The organism is Achromobacter agilis (genome assembly GCF_900496965.1).
GTDB lineage: Bacteria > Pseudomonadota > Gammaproteobacteria > Burkholderiales > Burkholderiaceae_B > Achromobacter > Achromobacter agilis.
Genome location: NZ_UFQB01000010.1, coordinates 1 through 21701, shown reverse-complemented (window position 1 = coordinate 21701; position 21701 = coordinate 1). Strand labels below are relative to the sequence as shown.

16 protein-coding genes and 2 pseudogenes are annotated in these 21701 nt (G+C 68.1%); 8 read left to right on the top strand and 10 right to left on the bottom strand.

Annotated features, from left to right (window positions below):
- Window positions 1-276: 276 nt before the first annotated feature.
- The 7 genes from AGI3411_RS13615 to AGI3411_RS13585 all read right to left on the bottom strand — a co-directional run bounded on the left by AGI3411_RS13615 (window position 277) and on the right by AGI3411_RS13585 (window position 10486).
- Window positions 277-2691: a penicillin acylase family protein gene (locus AGI3411_RS13615; RefSeq protein ID WP_244240357.1), complete on the bottom strand. Its 2415-nt coding sequence runs from the start codon at window positions 2689-2691 to the stop codon at window positions 277-279.
- Between the two features lie 336 nt (window positions 2692-3027).
- Window positions 3028-5358 (bottom strand): molybdopterin guanine dinucleotide-containing S/N-oxide reductase, encoded by a 2331-nt coding sequence (locus AGI3411_RS13610; protein ID WP_129527901.1) that lies wholly within the window; start codon window positions 5356-5358, stop codon window positions 3028-3030.
- Between the two features lie 4 nt (window positions 5359-5362).
- Window positions 5363-6226 carry a sulfurtransferase gene (locus AGI3411_RS13605; protein WP_129527900.1) on the bottom strand — a complete coding sequence of 288 codons (864 nt, stop codon included), beginning with the start codon at window positions 6224-6226 and terminating at the stop codon, window positions 5363-5365.
- Window positions 6227-6240: 14 nt separating this feature from the next.
- On the bottom strand, window positions 6241-6582 hold the full coding sequence (locus tag AGI3411_RS13600) for a carboxymuconolactone decarboxylase family protein (protein ID WP_129527899.1): 342 nt from the start codon (window positions 6580-6582) through the stop codon (window positions 6241-6243).
- Between the two features lie 40 nt (window positions 6583-6622).
- Window positions 6623-7615, bottom strand: coding sequence for a Bug family tripartite tricarboxylate transporter substrate binding protein (locus AGI3411_RS13595; protein ID WP_129527898.1), 993 nt, complete (start codon window positions 7613-7615; stop codon window positions 6623-6625).
- A 41-nt stretch (window positions 7616-7656) separates the two neighbouring features.
- Entirely contained in the window at window positions 7657-9021 is a 1365-nt protein-coding gene (gene purB, locus AGI3411_RS13590; protein ID WP_129527897.1) for an adenylosuccinate lyase, read from the bottom strand.
- Between the two features lie 19 nt (window positions 9022-9040).
- The gene (locus AGI3411_RS13585) at window positions 9041-10486 is read right to left on the bottom strand and encodes an FAD-binding oxidoreductase (protein WP_129527896.1); all 1446 of its coding nucleotides are present in this window, start codon (window positions 10484-10486) and stop codon (window positions 9041-9043) included.
- 157 nt (window positions 10487-10643) lie between these two features.
- On the opposite strand from AGI3411_RS13585, the gene AGI3411_RS13580 reads away from it, so the two are divergent.
- On the top strand, window positions 10644-11372 hold the full coding sequence (locus tag AGI3411_RS13580) for an IclR family transcriptional regulator (RefSeq protein WP_244240350.1): 729 nt from the start codon (window positions 10644-10646) through the stop codon (window positions 11370-11372).
- 19 nt (window positions 11373-11391) lie between these two features.
- On the opposite strand, the gene AGI3411_RS13575 is transcribed toward AGI3411_RS13580, so the two are convergent.
- Window positions 11392-12771, bottom strand: coding sequence for an MmgE/PrpD family protein (locus tag AGI3411_RS13575; RefSeq protein WP_129527895.1), 1380 nt, complete (start codon window positions 12769-12771; stop codon window positions 11392-11394).
- Window positions 12772-13006: 235 nt separating this feature from the next.
- Here AGI3411_RS13575 and AGI3411_RS13570 point away from each other — a divergent pair, with 235 nt between their 5' ends.
- From AGI3411_RS13570 to AGI3411_RS30575, 4 genes and pseudogenes are all read left to right on the top strand, one after another.
- The gene (locus AGI3411_RS13570; RefSeq protein ID WP_129527894.1) at window positions 13007-13390 is read left to right on the top strand and encodes a hypothetical protein; all 384 of its coding nucleotides are present in this window, start codon (window positions 13007-13009) and stop codon (window positions 13388-13390) included.
- Window positions 13391-13399: 9 nt separating this feature from the next.
- Complete coding sequence (locus AGI3411_RS13565; RefSeq protein ID WP_129527893.1) at window positions 13400-13618, top strand: YMGG-like glycine zipper-containing protein; 219 nt, start codon at window positions 13400-13402, stop codon at window positions 13616-13618.
- 156 nt (window positions 13619-13774) lie between these two features.
- Window positions 13775-14203, top strand: a complete 429-nt coding sequence (locus tag AGI3411_RS13560) for a DUF6088 family protein (protein WP_244240349.1) — start codon at window positions 13775-13777, stop codon at window positions 14201-14203.
- Window positions 14166-15141, top strand: a pseudogene (locus tag AGI3411_RS30575) (nucleotidyl transferase AbiEii/AbiGii toxin family protein). The gene AGI3411_RS13560 and the pseudogene AGI3411_RS30575 overlap by 38 nt, the downstream one beginning before the upstream one ends.
- A gap of 73 nt (window positions 15142-15214) precedes the next feature.
- On the opposite strand, the gene AGI3411_RS13545 reads toward AGI3411_RS30575, so the two are convergent.
- Together AGI3411_RS13545 and AGI3411_RS13540 are read right to left on the bottom strand one after the other, a co-directional pair.
- On the bottom strand, window positions 15215-15805 hold the full coding sequence (locus AGI3411_RS13545) for a YceI family protein (protein WP_129527891.1): 591 nt from the start codon (window positions 15803-15805) through the stop codon (window positions 15215-15217).
- Between the two features lie 62 nt (window positions 15806-15867).
- Window positions 15868-16347 (bottom strand): annotated as a pseudogene (locus AGI3411_RS13540) (isochorismatase family protein); the annotation flags it as partial.
- Window positions 16348-16401: 54 nt separating this feature from the next.
- Here AGI3411_RS13540 and AGI3411_RS13535 point away from each other — a divergent pair.
- The 3 genes from AGI3411_RS13535 to AGI3411_RS13525 all read left to right on the top strand — a co-directional run.
- On the top strand, window positions 16402-17883 hold the full coding sequence (locus AGI3411_RS13535; RefSeq protein WP_129527890.1) for a hypothetical protein: 1482 nt from the start codon (window positions 16402-16404) through the stop codon (window positions 17881-17883).
- Between the two features lie 149 nt (window positions 17884-18032).
- Window positions 18033-20186: a hydantoinase/oxoprolinase family protein gene (locus tag AGI3411_RS13530; protein ID WP_129527889.1), complete on the top strand. Its 2154-nt coding sequence runs from the start codon at window positions 18033-18035 to the stop codon at window positions 20184-20186.
- Window positions 20183-21701 (top strand): hydantoinase B/oxoprolinase family protein (locus tag AGI3411_RS13525; protein ID WP_165359168.1); only part of this gene is annotated, 1519 nt, incomplete at its 3' end. The genes AGI3411_RS13530 and AGI3411_RS13525, both read left to right, overlap by 4 nt.

Below are 21701 nucleotides of genomic sequence, written 5' to 3'. Positions count from 1 at the left end.
GATGAGGATTTGTGCGCTGTTGATTGGTATGACGGCGAAGAATGCATCGGTCCCTTCTATTTCCAAGATCGGGAACTCCGGCGCGCGGTCGGGCGCGCACGGCGGTCCAGGCTCGAATGCGCCGCCGGACTGGCGGCGCTCACTGCTATCGAGACCTTAACTGGCGCGGGCGGGTACAACTGGCAACCGTGCGTAAGCACCCTTGTCAATCGGACAACGAAGCCGGCGGGAAGCCGCGGCTGTCCGCGGACGCGGACAGCTTAAGTTGCAACTCCCCTACTTCGCCGCCGGCCGCAGCGTCAGTGTGTCCGCCCGCTCGCTATCGACCTTGGCGCGGCTGAACGCCATCGGGAAGTACTCCCCGGTGGCCCAGCCCTTGAGCAGATCCTGGTAGTACGGACTGCGCGGATCGGCGGACTGCCCTGGCACGTTCTGGACGCGCGAGTTGTCCCAATCGGCCACGTCGATCACCTGGCGGTACGACGCGCCGCTGATCTGGCGGAAGTCGGTCTTGCGGAAGGTAGCGCGATGCACTGTGTCGTTATCCCCCCCGACCGGATAGCGCGGCGTACCGTAGGCCTTGGCGGTTTCCGCCGGCAGCAGGCCAGCCAGACTGTGCTCGAACTGGATATGGTGCAGCTTGCCCCATTGCCACTGCGCCGGATCCGAGCCGAGCTTGGCGCGCAATTTCTGCACGCCGTCGCCCAGCGCCTCCAGCAGCAGCGCGTCGCGGCCCTGCTCCGGCCTCGGGCCGAACGCGGCGTCCGGCGCGGCCAGCTTCTCCAGCGTCTTGCGGGTGGACAGATCGCCGAAAACGCCGCGGCCCGCTGCCGGCACATAGAGATCGGACACCCGCTTGACGACCTCGGGCAGCCAGAACTCATAGACGGTGGCCGCCGTGCTTTCCGTGCCTACCCGGTAATCCCAGCCCTTGAGCAGATTCAGCGCCTGGCTAAGCGCTGGGTCCGCCGAATTCAGGGTCTTGGCGTAGCCGCCCAGCGTGCGCGCGGGAATCGACAGGTTGTCGAACTGCAGCGCCTGCGAGTTCTGGACCGTCATGCCTTTGCCGTCGGCGATCACCTCCCGTATGCGCTGGACGCGGTAAGGCTCGGCCCAGGTGCGCGCCGACATTTCCTTGTAGCGGAAATCCGCCGGCAGGTTGTACTCGTTGGCGGTGGCGACATAGCCTTCGGGCGGGTTGTAGGCGCGCGGGAGCGAGCTGCCGGGCAGGACGCCGCGCCACTCGAAGTCGCCGTTGCCGGGCACGGGCAGCATGCCGGACCAGTCGGCGCGCGGGCGTATCGGCGCGATGCTGCCGCCGAACCAGCCGATATTGCCGTCCACGTCGGCATAGACCATGTTCTCGCTCGGGGTGTAGTGCTTTTCCATGCCCGCCACGAACTCGTTCCAGTTCTGCGCCTGGTTCAGGCGCAGGCTGGCGAGATAGGCTGCCGTGCCCGGGAACTCCAGGTAGGCGGCGCGCACCGCGTAGGCCTTGTGCCGCACCGGATCCTCGTGGATCACCGGGCCGTGGCGGGTGAATTTCAACTGGCGCACCGCCGCGGTCTGGCCACGCACCGGAATGGACTCGTCGACCTGGCGCATCTTTTCCCAGCCGCCCCGGTAGCGGTATTCGTTCGGATTGGCCGGGTTGGTGTCGTAGACGTACAGGTCTTCCTCGTCGCCGAACGCGAAGATTGTCAGACCGAAGGCGATGCGGTCGTTATGCCCCATCGATACGCCGGGCAGCGCGGGCTCGCCGGCGCCGATCACGTTCCAGCCCGGCGCGTTCAGGTGCACCATATAACGCAGCGACGGCATGGTGATCGAACGGTGCGGGTCGCCGGCAAGGATCGGCTTGCCCGTGGCCGTGTGCTGGCCGCTCATCGTCCAGTTGTTGCTTTCGTAGCGGGCCGCCAAGGGGTCGAACGCCGGGTCTAGGGACGCCAGCATGCCCGCCGACAGGCTGCGGGCAAGCGCCGCGCGCTGGTCCTCGGCCAGGGGGCTGCGCGGGAAATCCGCGGCCACGAACTTCTGGCCGGTGCGCGCCAGCGTGTAGTTGGCGAGCACGGTGTTGTCGACCAGCCGCACGTCCATGCCCGCCGGCACCTGCAGCGCCAAGGGCGGCTCGAAGGTACTCAGACCCTGCACGGCGTTCAATCCCAGCGTGGCCACCCGTTGCGCCATCCTCACTTCCTCGGTGAGGTTGCGGGTCAGGCCGTAGATGCGGATGAGCGACGTCTCGGGGCTCCAGTAGCCGGGCTGGGTGCCCGTCAGCTTGAATTCCGGCGGCAGTTGCTCGGGATTCGCCTTGACCCAATCGACGTAGGCGTTGATGCCCGCCGCGAACGAGGTCAGGATCGCCTTGCCCTGCGGGTGGTAGCTGGCGAACTCCGCCTGCATGTCGCCCCGGTACAGGAACAGGCGCGCGGCGCGGTCCTGCTCCACGAATCGCGGGCCGAACTGTTCGGCCATCTTGCCCTCGCCCTGGCGGCGCCACAGATCCAGCTGCCACAGGCGGTCGCGCGCGGCGCTGAAACCCTGGGCGAAGAACAGGTCTTCCTGGTTCTGCGCATAGATATGCGATACGCCGTGCCGGTCGCGCACGATCTCCACCGGCTGCGATAGCCCGGCCATGTCGATCGTGTCTTTTTTGCTTCCCGGCGCGGCGCAGCCCGCGAGCAACGCCATCAACCCGCTCGCCAGCAATGCGGCGGCCCTGCGATTGAACGTACGCATGACTCCTCCTCCGATTTATTTGTCTTCTATCGCTGCCGGTCTTGAAGCGCCATGCTGCCGGACGCCGCCGTAAGCAATGTGTACAACTAAATCAGTTGCCCTGGGAATGCTGTTTTATTTGATGAAAATTGGCAGTATCTGTAACGCCCTTCCCTATAGAGCCAACGCCGCGACACAGCGAGTTACCCGGCAGGAGCGCTGGCGGCCGCCCGCCGCCTATCAGGGCGGCATGGGCCGAACCGCGGGCGCGGTTCACCCGGCGTTACAAAACTGTTGGCCCTCGCCCGCTCACACGCGTTCGACGATCGCAGGCGGTTCATGCGCCCGGACCGGCCGCGCCTGGCCGGCATAGCGTTCGATCTGCACCGCGGTCAGTTGGCCCGAGCACCCCTGCGCCAGGGACGAGGTTCCCGCGTCGCGCGTCAAGACATTCGGGTTGCCATGCACGCAGAGGGGATGCTCGGCTTGGGCATCGACGGGGTCGTACCAGGCGCCCGTGGCCAGTTGCACCACGCCGGCCAGCATGCCGTCCGTAAGCCGCACGACCGCGAGGCAGGCCCCGCGTCCATTGAAAAGCCGCACCAGGTCGCCATCGGCGATGCCCCGCGCGGCGGCGTCCCGCGGATGCAGGGAACAGACTTCCCTGCCCTCTCTCTTCTGCGACACGCTGTGCGCGCCGAAATCCAGCTGGCTGTGCAGGCGGCTGGCCGGCTGGTTGGCAACCAGGAACAGCGGATGCGCCGGCGTGGGCGCGTCCTGCGGCGCCAGCCAGGCGGGATGGCCCGGGCAGTCCGCATAACCGAAGCCCGCCACCACCGACGAACTGATCTGGACCTTGCCGCTGGGCGTGGGCAGCGGGTTGGCCGCAGGATCGTTGCGGAAGGCCCGCAGGATGCCGCCGTCGTCTTCCTGCTGCGGGAGGACCAGTTCGCCGCGCTCCCAGAACTGGTCGAAATCCGGCGCCTCCAGGCCTTGGCCGTGCAGCGCCGCGCGGGTCTTCTCATACAGGTGGCGCAGCCATTCGCGGCTGCTGCGGCCTTCGGTGAAGGCCTCGCGCGTGCCGAGCCGGGACGACAGGTCCGCGAAGATGTCGTAGTCGTCGCGCGCGAGCCCGTTGGGCTCGGCCAGCCGGTGCATGGCCACCATCAAGGGGTCCGTGGGCGCGCCCCCGATATCGTCGCGTTCCAGCGTCATCGTGCACGGCAACACGATGTCGGCGTGGCGCGCCGTGGCCGTCCAGCCGATCTCGTGCACCACGAAGGTGTCCAGGGTGGCGAAGGCGCGCTTCAGACGCGCCAGGTCCTGGTGATGGTGAAAGGGATTGCCGCCCGCCCAATAGGCCAGGCGGATATGGGGATACGGCATGCGCTTGCCGTTGTAGTCGAAGGGTTCCCCGGGATGCAGCAGCATGTCGGAGATGCGCGCCACCGGGATGAAGGCCTTCACGCCGTTCACGCCCTGCGGCAGCGACGCTACCGGCACGGCGTTGCTGCGTTTGCCGTAATGCGCCAGGGTGCCAAGCGCATACGCATAGCCGCCGCCCGGCAGGCCCAGCTGGCCCAGCGCGGCGGCCAGGACCGCCCCCATCCAGACCGGCTGTTCGCCGTGCTCGGCGCGCTGCAGCGAATGCGCTACCGTGACCAGCACGCGCTTGCCCGGCAGGCTTCGGGCAATGCCAGCGATCCGGTCCGCGGGCACGCCGCAAATCGGCGCGGCCCAGGCCGGCGTCTTGGGCTGGCCATCCTGCCGGCCCAGCAGGTAGTCTTCGAAAACGGACCAGCCATCGCAGAATTCATTCAGGAAGGCCTCGTCGTGCAAGCCGTTGGCAACCAGTTCGTGCACCAGCGCCAGCATCAGCGCCACGTCCGTCCCAGGCACGGCGCGCACCCATTCGGCCTTGGCGTCGCCGGGGAAGTCGGAGGCTAGCGGGCTGATATTGATGAAGCGGCATCCGCGTTGCGCCGCCTGGCGCATCGACTCCCGCTCGATGTGGCGGCTGATGCCGCCGCTGGCTACGCGCGAGTTCTTCAGCGCCATGCCGCCGAACGCCAGCACCACATCGGTGTGCGCGACGATCTGCTCCCAGGTCACGTTGCGGCGCGCCACGTCGTCCATGCTGCCCAGGATGTGCGGCAGGATCACGGCCGAGGCGCCCGCGCTGTAACTGTTGACCGAGCGCACGTAGCCGCCCAGGGCCGTATTCAGGAAGCGGTGCACCTGGCTTTGCGCGTGGTGGAAGCGCCCCGCGCTGGACCAGCCGTAAGAGCCGCCGAACACCGCCTCCGGCCCATGCCGCTCCTTGACCCGCGAGAGCTCCCGGGCCAGAAGGTCCAGCACCTCGTCCCATTCCATGCGCACATAGCAGTCGCTTCCCCGGCGGGCGTCCGGCCCGGGCCCCCGCTCGAGCCAGCCGCGCCGCACCATGGGCGCGGTCACGCGGACTGGATGGTCCAGCGCATTGGTGAAGTTGTCGATCAGCGGATTCGGATCCGGATCGCCGGGGTGCGGCTGAACATCCAGGACGCCGCCCTTCCAGGCGGCGGAAAACACGCCCCAGTGGGCGCTGTGGGGCTTGCGGCCGGTGTCGGGCCGCGGCGGGGAAGCGGTATCGCGGTTCATGTTTCTAGGCGTCGGGACCCGTGGTGACGGGCGCGTCCGGTTGGGCGCTCCATTCACTCCACGAGCCGGGGTACAGGGCCGCGCCGGTCAGGCCGGCGATTTCCATGGCGAGCAGATTGTGGCATGCGGTTACGCCCGAGCCGCACTGGTTGATTACCGCGGCGGGCGCGCGGCCGTCCAGATGGGCCGTGAACGCCTGGCGCAATTGTTCCGGCGGCAGGAAGCGCCCATCGGCGTCGAGATTGTCGCGGAAGAACCGGTTGCGCGCGCCGGGTATGTGGCCGCCGACCTTGTCCATCGTTTCGTTCTCGCCGCGGTAGCGGTCGGGCGCGCGGGCGTCCAGCACGACCCGGTCGCCCGCCGCCAGCGCGTCGCGCAGTTCCCCGTACGTCAGCGTGCGTTGGCGGCCATCGCGCGCCGTCAGGCCGCCCGGCGCGCGCGGCGCCGGCGGCGCCGTGGAGAGCGCCTGGCCAGCCGCCTTCCAGGCGACGATCCCCCCGTCCAGCACCGCCACGGCCTCGTGGCCGATCCAGCGCAGCAGCCACCACAGGCGCGCGGCATACATGCCGCCCGCGTTGTCATAGGCGACGATCTGCGTAGCACTGCTGGCGCCCAGCGCCCCCAGCGCGGCCGCAAAAGCCTTGCGGTCCGGCAGCGGATGACGCCCGTTCATTCCGGTCTTGGCGCCGCTCAGCGTGTCGTCCAGGTGCACGTAGGCCGCGCCGGGGATATGGCCGGCCTCGTACTGGCGGCGCCCCGCGCCGGGGTCGGCCAGGTCGAAACCGCAATCCAGGACCAGCACGCCGTCCCGTCCCGGGCCCGCCAGGGCGCGGGCGAGATCCTTCACATCGATCAGGGTGGTGTACATGCGCGGGTTCCCGTTCACGCCTGTCCGGCGGACAGCGCGTCCATCGCGCGCAGCGAATAGACGTAGGCCGCGCCCGCGTTCAGCGCGATAGCCGTGGCCAACGCTTCGCTGAGCTCGGCCTCGGTGACGCCGGCCTTGCGGGCGGCGTCCGCGTGCGCCGCGATGCAGCCGTCGCAGCGCGTCGTCACCGCGACCGCCAGCGCGATCAGCTCGCGGGTCTTGGCGTCCAGCGTGCCGGTGGCGCCCTGCGCCTGGTTCAGCGCGCGGAATGCGGTCAACAGTTGCGGGTTGTGCTTGCCCAGTGCCTCGCCGGCCTTGCGGTTGTTGGCGAGCGTCTCGGTCCAGTTCTGCAGCATGACGGAATCTCCAGGATGATTGAACGGAATGAAAGACTTGCTATTGGCCGATCTGTTTGAGCAGATCGGGCGTGGCGGCTTTGCGGTAGTTGGCGATGTCCTCGACAATGTACTGCCGGAACTTGTCCAGCGGCAGGTCGCGCTCCATCGCCGCATCCTTGCGGATCGTATTCCGCACGGACGGATCCTTCAGCGCGCGCGAGAGGTTGTCGGACAGCACCTTGAGCACCTCGGGCGGCGTACCGGCGGGCGCGGCCAGCCCATACCATTGCGTCATGGTCATATCGATGCCCAGCTCTTTGAAGGTCGGCACGTCGGGCAGTACCGGGCTGCGCTGGCTGCCGGTCAACGCCAGCACGCGCAACTGGCCCTGCTGCACCTGCGGCACCAGCGGCGAGGCCGTGGCGAAAAACATGTCCACCTGCCCGCCGATCATGTCCGTGATGGCCGGACCGGACCCCTTATAGGGCACGTGCAGCAGCTTCAGGTGCCCCAGCTCCTTGATGGTCTCCATGCCGATGTGCGCGGCGGCGCCCGTTCCCGTCGAGGCGAAGGTCAGCTCTTTTTCCCGGGACGCCTTGATCACCTCCTGCGCGGTCTTGAAGCGCGACTGGGTCGCCACGAACAGCCCGTGCGGCGCCTCCAGGATGAGCCCGACCGGCGCGAAATCGTCCGGCACCTTGTATGGCAGGGTCTTGGGCTTGAGCGCGGGCGATACCGCCAGGTTGCCGCTCATGGCGAGCAGCACGGTATAGCCGTCGGGCGCGGCCTTGGCGACCTGGCTGGCGGCGATGTTGCCGCCCGCGCCCGGACGGTTCTCGACGATGACGGTCTGGCCGATCGTCTTGCCCAGGGCCGTTGCGATCAGGCGTCCGTACAGATCGCCCCCGCCGCCGGGCGGGAAGCCGACCACCAGCGTGATCGGACGGTCGGGATACGCGGCGCTGGCGGCGCCGCCGGCCAGCGCTGTCACGGCCAGCGCCGCGGCCAGGACGGCGCGCGCGCCGGGAAGGCTCGGGAAAGCAATTCGCATGGTGTTTGTCTCCTGTCGTTTTTGTATGCCGGCCGTGGCGCTCAGGCGCCCAGCCAGCCGGATCGATGCGTTTCCACCACCCGGTCCACCGAGGCGGCGCACTGCCCCAGGTAGCCCGCCGGATCGGTCAGGCGCTGGATTTCCGCTTCGCCCAGCAGGCTGGCCAGCTCCTTGTGCTGGCGCAGCGCGTGCGCGAAATCGAGTTTGTTGCTGATGCCATGCATGGAGGCCTCGTAGATCCATTCGTGCGCGGTCTGCTTGCCCACGCGCTCCGACAGTTCCAGCATGACGTGTTCGGACAGCAGATAGCCGCGCATGCGGTCCAGGTTCAGCGCCATCGCCTCGGCGTCCACGCGCAGCCCGGCCAGCAGGTTCCTGGCCTGAAACAACATAGCGCCCGCGATCAGGCAGCATTCGGGCAACGCCTTCCATTCGATCTTCCAGGCGATGCCGTCCCGCTCCCCTTCCTGCACCATGCCTTCGAGCATCAGCGCCGCGCTGGCGCGCAGCGGCCGGCACAGGCCGGCCAGGTTTTCGGCCGAGGTCGGATTGCGCTTGTGCGGCATCGTCGACGAACCGAGCTTGCCCGCGGAGAAGGCCTCCTCCACCTCGCCGAACTCATTGCGCTGCATATTGAAAAGCTCGTTGCCGATCTTGGACAGGGTCGCGCCCAGCATGGCCAGCACCAGCGCGTATTCCGTGAAGCGGTCGCGCGCCGGCGCCCAGCTCACGGCCGGCGCGCCCAGCCCGAGCTTCGCCAGCGTGCGGCGCTCCACCTCCTCGGCCTGCTCGCCCAGCGAGGCCTGGCTGCCGACGGCACCGACCACCATGCCCACCAGCACGCGAGGCTCGCATTCCTTCAGGCGGTCACGGTGGCGCGACAACTCGTCCAGCCACACGGCGCACTTGTGGCCGAAGGTAATCGGCAAGGCCTGCACGCCGTGGGTGCGCCCCGCCATCGGCGTGTCGCGATGGGCCTGCGCCAGCCGCGCCAGCTCCTGGCCCACGGCCGCCGCGTCGCGCAGGATCACGGCATGCGCTTCCTTGAGCTGCAGCGCCACGCCGGTATCGACCACGTCCTGGGTGGTGGCGCCGTAGTGCAGCCATTCTCCAAGGTCGCCGCCGCAGCGCGCCTGCAACTGCTTGAGCGCCGGCACCAGCGAATGCTTGATGCGGCGGATTTCCGCCGACATCTGGCCGACGTCGATGTTGGCCACCTTGGCCTGCGCGCGGATCTCGCGGGCCGCCTCGGCCGGGATGATGCCGAGCTCGGCCTGCGCTTCGGCTAGCGCGGCCTCGAAATCCAGCCACTTCTGGATGCGGTTTTCCTCGGAGAAGATGGCGCGCAGTTCATCGGTGCTCCACAGATGCTGGAGCGATTGCATATCGAAAACGGAAACGGACATGACGCGGGATCCTGGGTGATTAGGAAGGCTGGTGGACGGGACGCGGCAACAGGCGGCCCGGGTTGAAGGTGCAGTGCGGGTCCAGCGCCTGCTTGATGCGCTGCATGACCGCCACCGAAACGGCGGGTTTGTATTGCAGGAAGGCCTGCTGCTTGAGCCGGCCGATGCCGTGTTCGGCCGAAATCGATCCGCCCAGGCGCGCGGCCGCGCCATGCACGGCGTCGTGCACGGCCTGTTCCTGCGCGCGGAAAGCTGCCTCGTCCATGCCGGCGGGCTTGCTCTGGTTGTAGTGGAGATTGCCGTCGCCGACGTGCCCGAAGCAGACGATCCGGATGCCGGGCATCAGGGCCTCCAGCGCCGCGCCGGCCGCGGCGATGAATTCAGGGATGCGCGACACCGCGACCGAGATGTCGTGCTTGATGGACGGGCCGTCCAGCCGCTGGGCTTCCGGCACGTGCTCGCGCAGCGCCCACAGCTCATGCGCCTGGCGGCCGGACGCCGCGATGACCGCGTCGGTCACGGCGCTCGCCTCCATGGCGGCTTCCAACACAGCATGCACCGCGGGTTCGGGATCCATCAATGCCGAGGTTTCGGAGACGTCGAACAGCACCGACCACGGCGTATCGATCGTCAGCGGGTTGCGCATGCCGTCCAGCGGATGCGCCAGCACCTGCGCCAGCGTCTGGCGGCCGATCAGTTCGAAGGCCGTAACGCGTTCGCCCACGGCGCCGGTCAGCCGGCACAGGAGGTCCACCGCCGCCTGCGGCGTGGGCACCGCCACCCAGGCGGTCAACACCTTGGCGGGCTGCGCGTGCAATTTGAAGGACGCCGCCGTCACCACGCCCAGCGTGCCCTCCCCGCCGATGAACAGCTGTTTCAGGTCATAGCCGGTGTTGTCCTTGCGCAGCGTGCCCAACTGGTCCAGCACGCTGCCGTCGGCCAACACCACTTCCAGCCCCAGCGTCAGGTCGCGGGTATTGCCATAGCGCAGCACCTGCTCGCCCCCCGCGTTGGTCGACACCACGCCGCCCACCGTCGCGCTGCCCTCGGAGGCCAACGAAAGGGCGAACAGCCGGCCGGCCCCGTCCGCCGCTTCCTGCGCGGCGAGCACCGTGCAGCCCGCCTCCAGCGTGATGCTGTTGTCCAGCGCGTCCACGCGCCGCACCGCCGTCATACGGTCCAGGCTGAGCACCAGCTCCCGGCCCGAAGCGTCGGGGGTGGATCCGCCGACCAGTCCGGTATTGCCGCCCTGCGGCACCACCGCCACGCCGTGGCGGGCGCTCAGCGCCACCACGCGCGACACCTGTTGCGTATCGGCGGGACGCGCCACCGCAAGCGCGGCGCCGGGGAAGTTCCGGCGCCAGTCTGCCGTGTAGCGGGCCGTGCCGGCCTGCCCCGTCAAGACGTGATCCTTGCCGACGATGGCAGCCAACGCCGCCAGGAATGCATCAAACTGATTGGGCATAATGCTGTGGATCGCACGGCCGGGCATAAAGCCCGATGCCGCGCGACGCGGGTCTCCTGGTGAATGAAGGCGGCGGTCCCTGGTCCGGTAGCCGCTTTTCATTTCATTGATTAAAATATGTTTTATTCATCGAAACTATAAGGACGCATAGGAAACCGTGTCAAGCGAGAATTCCCCTAAGCCGCCCGCCGGCGTGCTCGAACGCGGCATCTCCATCCTGGAGTGCTTCAGCGAGGACAGCCTGCGCCTGTCCCTGCGAGATCTGGCCGACCGCACCGGGCTGGACAAAGCCACCCTGCTGCGCCTGCTGGGTGTTTTCACCAAGGCCCGCATGATTCACCGCTACGACAGCAGCACCTACGCGCTGGGGCCGGCGCTGCTGCACATGGGCATGCTGTACCGCGATACCTTCGACCTGGGGTCGCGCCTGCAGCCGGTGCTGCGCAACGTCATGGAACAGACGGGCGAAACCGTGGCGCTGTACGTGCGCAGCGGCGACGACCGCATCTGCCTGTACCGTGAGAACACGTCCAAGGAAGTGCGCCACCATGTCGAGGTGGGCAAGCGGATCAGCCTGAAGGACGGCGGCTCGTCGGCGCACGTGCTGCGCGCCTTCACCGGCGGCGCCACTCCGCTGGAACGCGACATCCATGAAAAGGGCTATGCCATGACCCGCTCGGAGCGGGTCGCCGAAATGGCGTCGGTCGCCCTGCCCGTCTTCGATGGCGACGACACCTTCGTCGGCGCGCTGGTGGTGCTGGGGCTGGCCTCGCGCCACAACGAGGCCGCGCAGCGCAAGGCGGTGGACATCGTCCGCCACGAGCTTGCGCAGCAGGGGTTTCGCACGACGCCGCCCGCGGCCTGGACGCCGAAAGCCTGTCCCTGAGGCCGCGGCCCTCGCCCTCTTACCGCCCCGCCGCGCCGAACAGCGCCGGCGGCGGCAGGCAGATCTCGCTGTCTCGCCCCGCATCCGTGAAGCGTTCGCACCAGGTCACGATGGCCTCGGCCGAGCCGTCGTCCATCGCCGGCGCAAACGCGCGCATGCGCGCCTGCAGCGCCTCCCAGGTGTAGGGATCTTCCGGATCGCCCCGGCGCAGCTTTCTCAGCGCGTCCAGCTTGCGGCCGTCCTTCAACGTCAGCACGACGCGGCTGGGGCGCAGCCGGGGAAATTCCCGCTGGAACTCGCCACTGGTCCGTACCGTGATGCGGCCTGCCATGGCCAGCAGGTCTTGCGCCCGCAGATCGGGCGCTTCCATGTCCTCGATGCCCAGCTTGCCCGAGAGCAGAAGTCGCGCCGCGACGTAGCGCAGGCTGAAGCAGGTTTCCGCCGGTTTGGCGGGCCAGTCCACGCCGGCGATCTTGAGCGCGTGCGTAAAGATCTCGATGTCCACCGATTCGATGGCCTGGGGCTCGACTCCGTGGGTATCCAGCAGATCGCGGATGGCGTCCAGCGGCGTGAACAGTTGCGCGCAGCACGGCCAGGCCTTGATGGTGGCGGTATTCAGGCGTTCCGGCGCGTCCAGGCCGCCATCCAGCGCCGCCAGCGGGCCGTCTCCTCCCAGCAGGCGATACATGCCGCGCGCCCCCGTCACATAGCGGCGCGCTCCCGGCAGGCCCGCCCGCGCGGCGTAGGCCGCGGCCAGGCCGTTGCGCACGGCGAAGGCCGGATGCAACGACTTGGATTCGTGCGCGCCGTCATCCACCAATTGCCACAGGCCCGCCGCCTGTGTCGCGCCGATGCCCAGCGCATGGTGCAATTGCGCCGGCGCCAGGCCCAGGGCCGTGCCCGCGGCCGCCGCCGCGCCGGTCGCGCCCGCGGTGGCCGTGGCATGAAAGCCGGCCGCATGCCCGGCGCCCAACGCCTCGCCCACGCGCAAGGACACTTCATAGCCCGCGATGACCGCGTCCGCGACCTGGCGGCCGCTCAACCCGCCGCCCGCGGCCAGCGCCAGAACCGGCGTGATGGACACCACGCCTGGATGCAGCATCGCGGCGCGATGCGCGTCGTCGATTTCACGGATGTGGGCGATGGCGGCGTTGGCGAAGGCGGCGCCGTTGGCGCTTATCGCCCTGCCGCCGAACACCGGCGCCGACCCCGGGCCCGGGTGGAGGTCTTCGGCCACACGGCAGTAGCGGCCGGCGGCCGCGGTCTGGCTGGCGGACCAACCCGCGGTGAACCAGTCCAGCAAAGCCTGCGCCAGCCGCTCGCGCGTGTCCGGCACGATAGGTTTGCGCCGCAGATGGGCCAAATGGTCGATGAGTGTGGCTTCGGGAGCATCTTTCATGGATTGATGTTTCATTAAATAAACTACATTTTATTTAATGAAACTCTACACCAATCGAGCGACCCGGGGAATCGCGCCGCCGAGCACGCCCGCGCATGCGGCGTCGCCGCTTGCGCGCACCCGCTTTCGGGCCTAAATTGGGCGATGCCGCTAATCGCTCGTTCCGACGAGCGAACCGCGAGCATGGCGTCAGAAGGTTGTTTTTCTATCTTTTGTTCCCTTGAGGAGCGATGCGATGAAAGTGAAACACCTGTTCGGTCCGGCAGCCCTTGCCCTCTCGCTGCTGATCGCCACCCCCGGCACAGCGGCAACCACCGAGGGAGCCCCCATCATCACGGGCAAGCAGTGGATGGAATCCGATGCGAACCTGAAGAAGGCCTACCTGCTGGGAATGGCGAATCTTCTTCAAGTGGAGCAGGCGTACCAGCGGCGCCACGCCCCCACCGATGCCCAGACCCTGGTCCCCCGTTTCGCCCGAGGCCTTCAGGCGCAGACCCTGGACTCCGTGCGCCAGAGCCTGGACAACTGGTATGCGGCGAATCCCGCGAAGCTCGAACGACCGGTGGTTGAAACCCTCTGGTTCGAGATCGTCATGCCCGGCACGAAGCGCACGCCCTAGGAGATCGCCATGAATATTTTTCGATCGTTTGTCATCGGCATCGCGATGGTGTCGTTCGCCGGCTGCACGAACATGAGCTCCAAGCAGCAGGGCACTCTTTCGGGCGCGGCCATCGGCGCCGCCGCGGGCGCGGGCATCGCCGCGATCGCGGGCGGTAGCGGCTGGACGGGCGCCGCCATCGGCGCGGCGGCGGGCGGCATCGCGGGCCATATCTACGGCGGACAGTGATTCCGCGGCTGGCGCCGCCACGGCAGGCAAGCCACGCGCCAGTTCTTGCCGGGAACCCGGCAAGAACTGGCGCGCTAAGTCATTGTCATAAAACAGCTATTTGATGCATTTGAGCAGGAGAACTATACTGTTTCACAGGTATTTGAGGATCTGCACATGATGCCCCTGAAACAGCGCATGCTCCGCTCGATTCAGCGCAGGCCCGGCAACGTTGTCCTGCGCTCTGAACTCGCGCCATTGGGAAGCTCCACCCAAGTCTCCGAAACCTTGAAAAGGCTTCAGGGAGAAGGTGTGCTCGTGCGCATCGGAACGGGGGTCTATGCCAAGACCCGTCGAAGCTCCGTCACGGGCAGCATCATTCCCGCCGGTAGCCTGGAAACCCTGGCAACAGAGGCGCTCAAGAAACTGAACGTCGTTGTCCAGGCGGGAAAGGCGGCCTCCGCCTACAACGACCGCCGGACCACCCAGCTGCCTGGCGCCTTTGTCGCCAACACAGGAAACCGCCGCATCAGCCGGAAGATCGAGGTCGGGGGACGCGCGCTGAAGTATGAGAACAATTACAGACGAACAGAAGCAAGCTCTTGAAGATCTATCCGCGGAAGGTCTGCTGCGGGGCCTTCCCATCCAGACTGCCGAGAAGGACATTCATATTACCGAGCTGCTTCGTGGCCTGAGCACGCTTGAAGTCCATCACGAACATTTCACGCCAGCCAGACGACGAAACGAACCTCGGATAACTCACGACACAAACATTCAGCTGGTGTTCGTCGGCGGTACTTGTCTCTCGAAAGCCTATGGCCTCATCAACCGGATGTCCGAAGACATAGACATCAAGGTTGTAATGCGCCCCCCCGTTCCGGCGTTGAAGAAAGGTCCGGGACTCCCACCGATACTATGTGGCAGACGCCGGCTACAGGACGACGTTCGATGTGATCTCGAGTTTGCGGCCCGTGCTCAAACTCGAGATCATTCAGCGCCAACCGCTGTTGCCATGCGAGCGCCAGCGGTTTGGCTATCTTTACGAAACCCTGGCTGGACAGCCCCTGTCCGCCACGGTCGAATTCGACTGCATTTCCATTGCCGAAACGCTGGCCGAAAAGGTGCTCTCGCTGCTCAGGCGCTGCGCCGACAATTGGGATGGCCACCAGGCCAGGCGTAACACGGGCGCACAAGCCAAGAACGAAATGGACCCGACCCTGGTCCGCCATATTTACGACGTTGCCCGTATCGCCGACGCTGTGCCGGAATCCGTCGCCACGGCCTGCGCCATCTTTGCGCAACTGGTCGAACAGGATCGCCGGGAATTCGAAGGCCAGAATCCGGAATTCGACACAGCCCCTGTTGGCGTGCTTAAGCGCACGCTGGACGCGGCCAGATCAAACGCCTGGCTTCGGCAGCAGTACGACAAAGTCCTTCTGCCGCTCGTCTGCGATAACGACCCGCCGGGCTTCGACGAGTCTTTCGTGGCGTTCGAAAAGGTTGCGCTGAGCCTCATCGCGACGTGCGAGGGCCGGCCTTCCTGAACGCGCAGGCCTGCGCGGCCCACGCGGTCACCGTCAGAGGGCTTGCGCGCCCTCCTCCTTCCCGCCAACGCGTTCAGCGCGCCGCGTCGGCCACCGCTTCCACCGTAATGCGCAGTTGGACCTCGTCGCTGACGTCGGGCGCGTACGCTTCCACGCCGAAGTCGCTGCGCTTGATCACCGTGGTCGCGTCGAAGCCGATCGCCGGCCGCTGGGCCATCGGATGCACGCCGGCCTTGTTCTGGCGGGCTTCCAGCACGATGGGCTTTTCGCGGTCCTTGATGCGCAGCTTGCCGTGGATCAGCAGCCGCCCATTGCCCTTGTCCTCGACGGAAGTGCTCTCGAAGCCGATGGCCGGATACTGGCCGGCGGCGAAGAACTGCGGGCCGCGCAGCATTTCGTCCAGCTTGGCGATGTGCGAGGTAAAGCTCGCCAGCGGCACGTTCAGTTTGACCGTCGAGGCGGAAGGCTGGGCGGCGTCGTAGCGGATCACGCCCTGGATGCCGCCGGCGTGCGCCGACGGCGTGGAGAAGCCCAGGTGGCTCCAGGTCACCACGACTTCCGTGTGTTCGGGATCGATGCGGTAGTCCACGCCCGCGGCGACGGCCTGGGCTGCGCCGCCGGCCAGCACAGCCGCGAGCAGGAATCGATGGATGCAGGTTTTCATTGGGTTCCTGTTGGATGAAGGTACCGCCCGGGCCAGCCGCCCGGACGGCGTAGCGGGATTCTGCGCTGCGAATCCAGCACTTCGTTATTCTTCACCACTTCCTGCGCTTTGCCATAGCTTTCGATCAACAGCTGGTAGGCCGGGAACACCTTCGTGTAGACCTCGGCCCATTGCAGCGCGTCCTCGCGGTTCCAGGTCTTCTGCAGTTCGGAGGCCACGGCGGCGGTGTCCATCGGCACCACGCCTGCCTGCACCACGCGCGCCAGCGTGATTTCCTGCGCCATCTTGCTATAGGTGCCGGAGGCGTCGATCACGGCGAAAACCTTGTAGCCCTCGGCGACCGCGCTGATGGCGGGGAATGCCATGCACACGCTGGTGATCGTGCCGGCGATGATGAGGGTCTTGCGGCCGGTCGCCTTCACGGCCTCGACGAATTCAGGATTGTCCCAGGCGTTGATCTCGCCCTTGCGCGCGACGTACTTGGCGTGCGGCGCGTTGGCGTGGATTTCGGGGATCAGCGGGCCGTTGGGGCCCTGCGGCACTACACTGCTACGCGCATCGCGCAACCCGGCCCCAGCCTTGCGGACATTTCTCACATGACGTATCTCCTTTGGTCCCTGCCTGCCCTGACCGTCATCGGCGCGATCGCCAGCGGCCGCCTGAACACGACCGCCGCCGCCATCCTGGGCCTGGCGGTCGCGCTGCCCGTGGCCCTTGGCACGGCGCCCGCGCCGTTTAGCGGCGGGCAACTGGAGTTGGCGCTCACGCGCGGGCTCTGGATCGGCGGCATCATCACGCCCTACATCCTGGGCGGGCTGCTGTTCTGGCACATGGCCGCGCAGAACCGCGCGCCGGCCGGCAAGGCCGCCGGCCCCGGCGCGGCCGAACTGGGCGATGCGCTCGCCCGGCGCAGGCGGTTGTTCTTCGCCTGTTTCCTGGTCGGCCCGTTTGCCGAGTCGGCCACCGGCTTCGGCGTCGGCATGCTGGGCACGGTGCTGTTGATCCGGCCGCTGAACCTGCAGCCGCGCGAGACCATGGTGTTCGCGCTGCTGAGCCAGACGCTGATTCCCTGGGGGGCCATGGGCAGCGGCACCTTGCTGGCCTCGGCCTACGCGCGCGTGCCGGCGTCCGAGCTGGCGCTCTACAGCATGGTGCCGGTGGCCTTGCTGATGGCGATCTGGATGGCGCTGTATTGGCGCACCGCCGCGCGAGCGGGGCTGCACGCCCCGGCGGCGGAACGTCTGCGCGAAGCCGCCTGGATGACGGCCAGCCTGGCAGCGCTGACCGCCGCGACCGCCCTGCTGGGGCCCGAGACCGCGCTGTTGTCCGCCTATGGTCCGTTGATCGTGCTGCGCTTCCTGCTCGACCGCCGCCCCGGCCGCGCGCAGCTCCGGGCCGCCGCGCGCAGCGCGCTGCCCTACATCCTGATGATCGCCTGGCTGGTGGCGACGCGGCTGCTACCCGGCGTGAACCGCGGGCTCTCCGCGCTGGCGGCGTTCAGTCCGTTCGCGGACCTGCCCGCCTGGAAGCCGTTTCTGCATGCGGGCAGCTGGCTCATCGCGGGCGCGCTGGCGATGGCGCTGCTGCGCCGGCAGCCCGCTGTGCTGGCCGCCCAGGCGCGCGCCGCCTGGACCACCGGGCGCCACGCGGTGTATTCAGTCTTCCTGTTCGCCATGATGGCCGAAGTGCTCGCGGGCGCGGGCATCTCGCAAGCCTTCGCCGACGGCCTGTTCTCGAGCCTGCGGGACTGGACCCTCCTGATCACGCCCGTCCTGGCGGGCGCATTCGGCATCCTGGCCAACAGCGGCAACGCGCCGAACAGCCTGTTCATGCCGTCTCAGTTGTCGCTGGCACTGCAGGCCGGCCTGAGCGTGCCGGCCGCCGCGGCGCTGCTGCACGTCTCGGGCACTTCGTTGGGGATCTTCTCGCCGGTCCGGATGTCGATCGCCGCCGGGCTCGCGCATGGCCGGGGCCAGGAGCGCGGCGTCTACGTCCTGCTGCTGCCTTGCGCGCTGGCCGCGTTCGGGGTGTTGCTGTGCCTGGCGCTGGCCCTCGCGCTCTCGGGCAGCCCCGGCTGACCTTCCGGCTCCTGGGAAAGCGCCGCGCGCTTTCCGCATATGCAAACTCGAAATCCGTCGTTCAAGCCCGCGCCGGGACTGCTTAGCATCACCGGTCTTGGCCCGCCTTCATCTCGCGGGCCTCCACGACCTGATTCCAGTTGCCGCATATGCCAACACCTTCTACCCCGGACGCCGCCCCTGCCGTGCGCGTCGCTGTCGATGTCGGCGGCACCTTCACCGACATCGTGCTGGAACGCGGACAGCGCCGCTGGTCCGCCAAGCTGCTCACCACGCCAGACACGCCCGAGACCGCCGTGCTGCAAGGCATCCAGGAGTTGCTCGACCAGGCAGGCGCGGACTGGCCGCGGATCGGCCTGCTGATCCTGGGCACCACGCTTGCCACCAACGCGCTCATCGAGCGCAAGGGCGCCCGCACCGCCCTGTTGACGACGGCGGGCTTCCGCGACCTGGTCGAGATCGGACTGGAAGACCGGTTCGCGCAGTACGACATTTTCCTGGACAAGCCGCAACCGCTGGTACCGCGGCCGTGGCGCTACGGCATTACCGAGCGCGTCGATGCGCAAGGCCGCGTGCTGACGCCCCTGGACGAGGCGCAGGTCATCGCGCTGGCGCACGAACTGACCGAAGCGGGCGTGCAGAGCGTGGCGGTCTGCCTGCTGCATAGCTACGCCCACCCGGACCACGAACGCCGCATCCGCGCGCTGCTGCGCGAGCACGCGCCCCAGCTGTGGATCTCGCTGTCGTCCGACGTCTGCGCCGAAATCCGCGAATACCCCCGCCTGTCGACGGTCAGCGCCAACGCTTATGTGCAGCCGCAGGTGTCCGGCTACCTGCGCCGCTTCAACGAAGCGGCTCGCGAACGCGGCCTGCCCGAAGAACCCTTTCTGATGACCTCGGGAGGCGCGATCGCCACCCTGCAGACCGGGATCGAAGAGCCGGTGCGCCTGGTGGAGTCCGGCCCCGCCGGCGGCGCCATCCTGGCGCAGCATATCGCGCAGCAGACCGGCGCGGCCCGCGCGCTGTCTTTCGACATGGGCGGCACGACCGCCAAGATCTGCTACATCGACGACTACGAGCCCCAGGTCAGCCGCAGCTTCGAGTTCGGGCGCGTGCACCGTCACCTGAAGGGATCGGGACTGCCGATCCGCATCCCGGTGATCGAGATGGTGGAGATCGGCGCAGGCGGCGGCTCCATCGCGCGCATCAACCACCTGGGGTCCATCCAGGTGGGCCCCGACAGCGCCGGCTCCTCGCCCGGCCCCGCCGCCTACGGCAACGGCGGCGAACTGCCCACCGTGACGGACGCCCACGCCCTGCTGGGCACCGTGACGCCCGAACGCTTTGCCGTGGGCAAGGTAAGCCTGCGCCCCGAGCTGGCCCGGGAAGCCATCCAGGCGCATCTGGCCACGCCCGGCGGGCTGGAAGCGCCGCAGGCGGCGCAGGCCATCGTCGAGGTGGTCAGCGAAAACATGGCGAACGCGGCCCGCGTCCATGCATCGGAACTGGGCAAGTCGGCAGACGAACATGTGCTGATCGCCTTCGGCGGCGCCGCGCCGCTGCATGCCGCCGGCCTGGCGCGCAAGCTGGGCATCGGCCGGGTCATCATCCCGGAATCCGCTGGCGTGGGCTCGGCCGTCGGTTTTCTCTGGGCGCCGATCGCCTACCAGGCGGTCCGCAGCTTTCACCAGCGCCTGACGCAGGTCGACCATGTGGCGGTGCAAGCGCTGCTGGACGAGCTGACCGCGGGCGTGGACGCGGTGGTGCGCCGCGCGGCGCCCGACGCCGCCCTGAGCCACAAGCGCCTCGTCTTCATGCGCTATAGCGGGCAGGGCCATGAAATCGCCGTGGACCTGCCCGACGGCCCCTTCGATGCTTCGGCCAGCGCCCGGCTGGCGGCCTCGTTCGCGCAGCGCTACGCCCAGCTGTATGGGCGCAACCTGCCCCACGTCGCCATCGAAGCCGTGAGCTGGTCGGTCGCCGCGCAGGCTGGCGAGCGCCGCAAGCCCGAAACCGACCATATCGCCAGCGGCCCCGCCACCGCGGCCCGCCAGGCGGGCACGCGCAGGCTGTATGACTTCGAGCGCAACAGCTGGGCCGAGGTGCCCTGCTTCGAGCGCGCCGCGCTGGACCCGGAACAGAAACTGACCGGCCCCGCGCTGGTGGTCGAAGACGAAACCACCACCTTCGTGCCCGCGGGCTTTGAAGCCCGCCGCAGCCGGCTGGGTTCGCTGGTCCTGGACGACGCCAGCGCGCCCGCCGCGCGCCGGGACTTCTCCACCGACAAGGAAATCGCATCATGAGCACGCCATCCCAACCCGCCGCCCAGGAACGCATCCGTTACCAACTGGCCTGGAACCGGCTGCTGTCCGTCGTGGAGGAACAGGCGCAGGTGCTGATCCGCTCGGCGTTCGGCACCGCCACCCGCGAAGCCGGCGACCTCTCGGCCGGCGTCTTCCTGCCGGATGGCCGGATGATCGCGCAAGCCGTCACCGGCACGCCGGGCCACGTCAACGCGATGGCCGAGTCGGTCAAGCACTTCCTCAAGGTCTTCCCGCCCGAATCGCTGCGCGAGGGCGACGTGCTGCTCACCAACGATCCCTGGAAAGGCACCGGGCACCTCTTCGACATGACCATGGTGTCGCCGGTGTTCCATGAAGGCGCGCTGGTCGCGCTCTTCGCCTCGACCCTGCACGTCATCGACATCGGCGGCATCGGCAGCAGCGCCGACGGCCTGGAGGTCTATCACGAAGGGCTGTTCCTTCCCATCCTGCGCTTCTTCCGCGAGCACGAGGCGGATCCGGGCGTGCTTGCCATCATCCGCGCGAACGTGCGCGAACCCGAACAGGTGGAAGGCGACCTGTACGCGCTGGTCGCCTGCAACGATATCGGCGGACGCCGCCTGAAGTCGCTGTTGGCCGAGTTCCGCCTGGACGGCCTGGAAGCGCTGGGCGGCTACATCATCGAGCAATCGGCGCGCGCGATGCGCCAGGCCATCGCGCAATGGCCCCAGGGCACCTGGCACAACACGCTGGTCATCGACGGCTATGACGCCCCCATTACGCTGCAGGCCAGCGTCACGGTCGCGTCCGACCGCATCCGGGTCGACTTCGACGGCAGCTCGCCCAGCGTGGCCCGCGGCATCAACGTGGTGAAGGCCTACACCGACGCCTACACGTCCTTCGGCATCCGCTGCCTCATCGGCGCGGACGTGCCGAACAATGCCGGCTCGCTCTCGCTGATCGAAGTCTCCGCGCCCGAGGGTTCTATCCTGAACGCGCGTTTTCCCGCGGCGGTGACCGCCCGCCACATTATCGGGCAACTGCTGCCCGACGCCGTCTTCGGCGCCCTGCGCCAGGCCCGCGCGGACCAGGTGCCCGCGGAAGGCGCCTCGTCCTTGTGGAACCTGCACCTGGTGGGCGGCGAACCGCTGGCCGGCGCGAACGCGGAGGAACAGGCCGCGCTGCTGGCCGGCCCACGCTTCAACGCGACGAGTTTCTCGACCGGCGGCACCGGCGCCCGGCCCGGCAAGGACGGGCTGTCGGCCACGTCCTATCCCAGCGGCGTGCGCAACGTGTCGCTCGAAATCCTGGAAAGCGCCAACCCCCTGGTCTTCGAACGCAAGGAATACCGGCAGGATTCAGGCGGCGCGGGCACGGTGCGCGGCGGCCTGGGGCAGACCATCGTGGTGCGGCACGCGGATCCGGACGCCGCGATGATCATTGCCGCCGCGTTCGACCGCGTGCAGCATCCGGCGCGCGGCGCGCTCGGCGGCCACGCCGGCGCGGGCGGCCAATTGGCGCTGGCCGGCGGCCGCG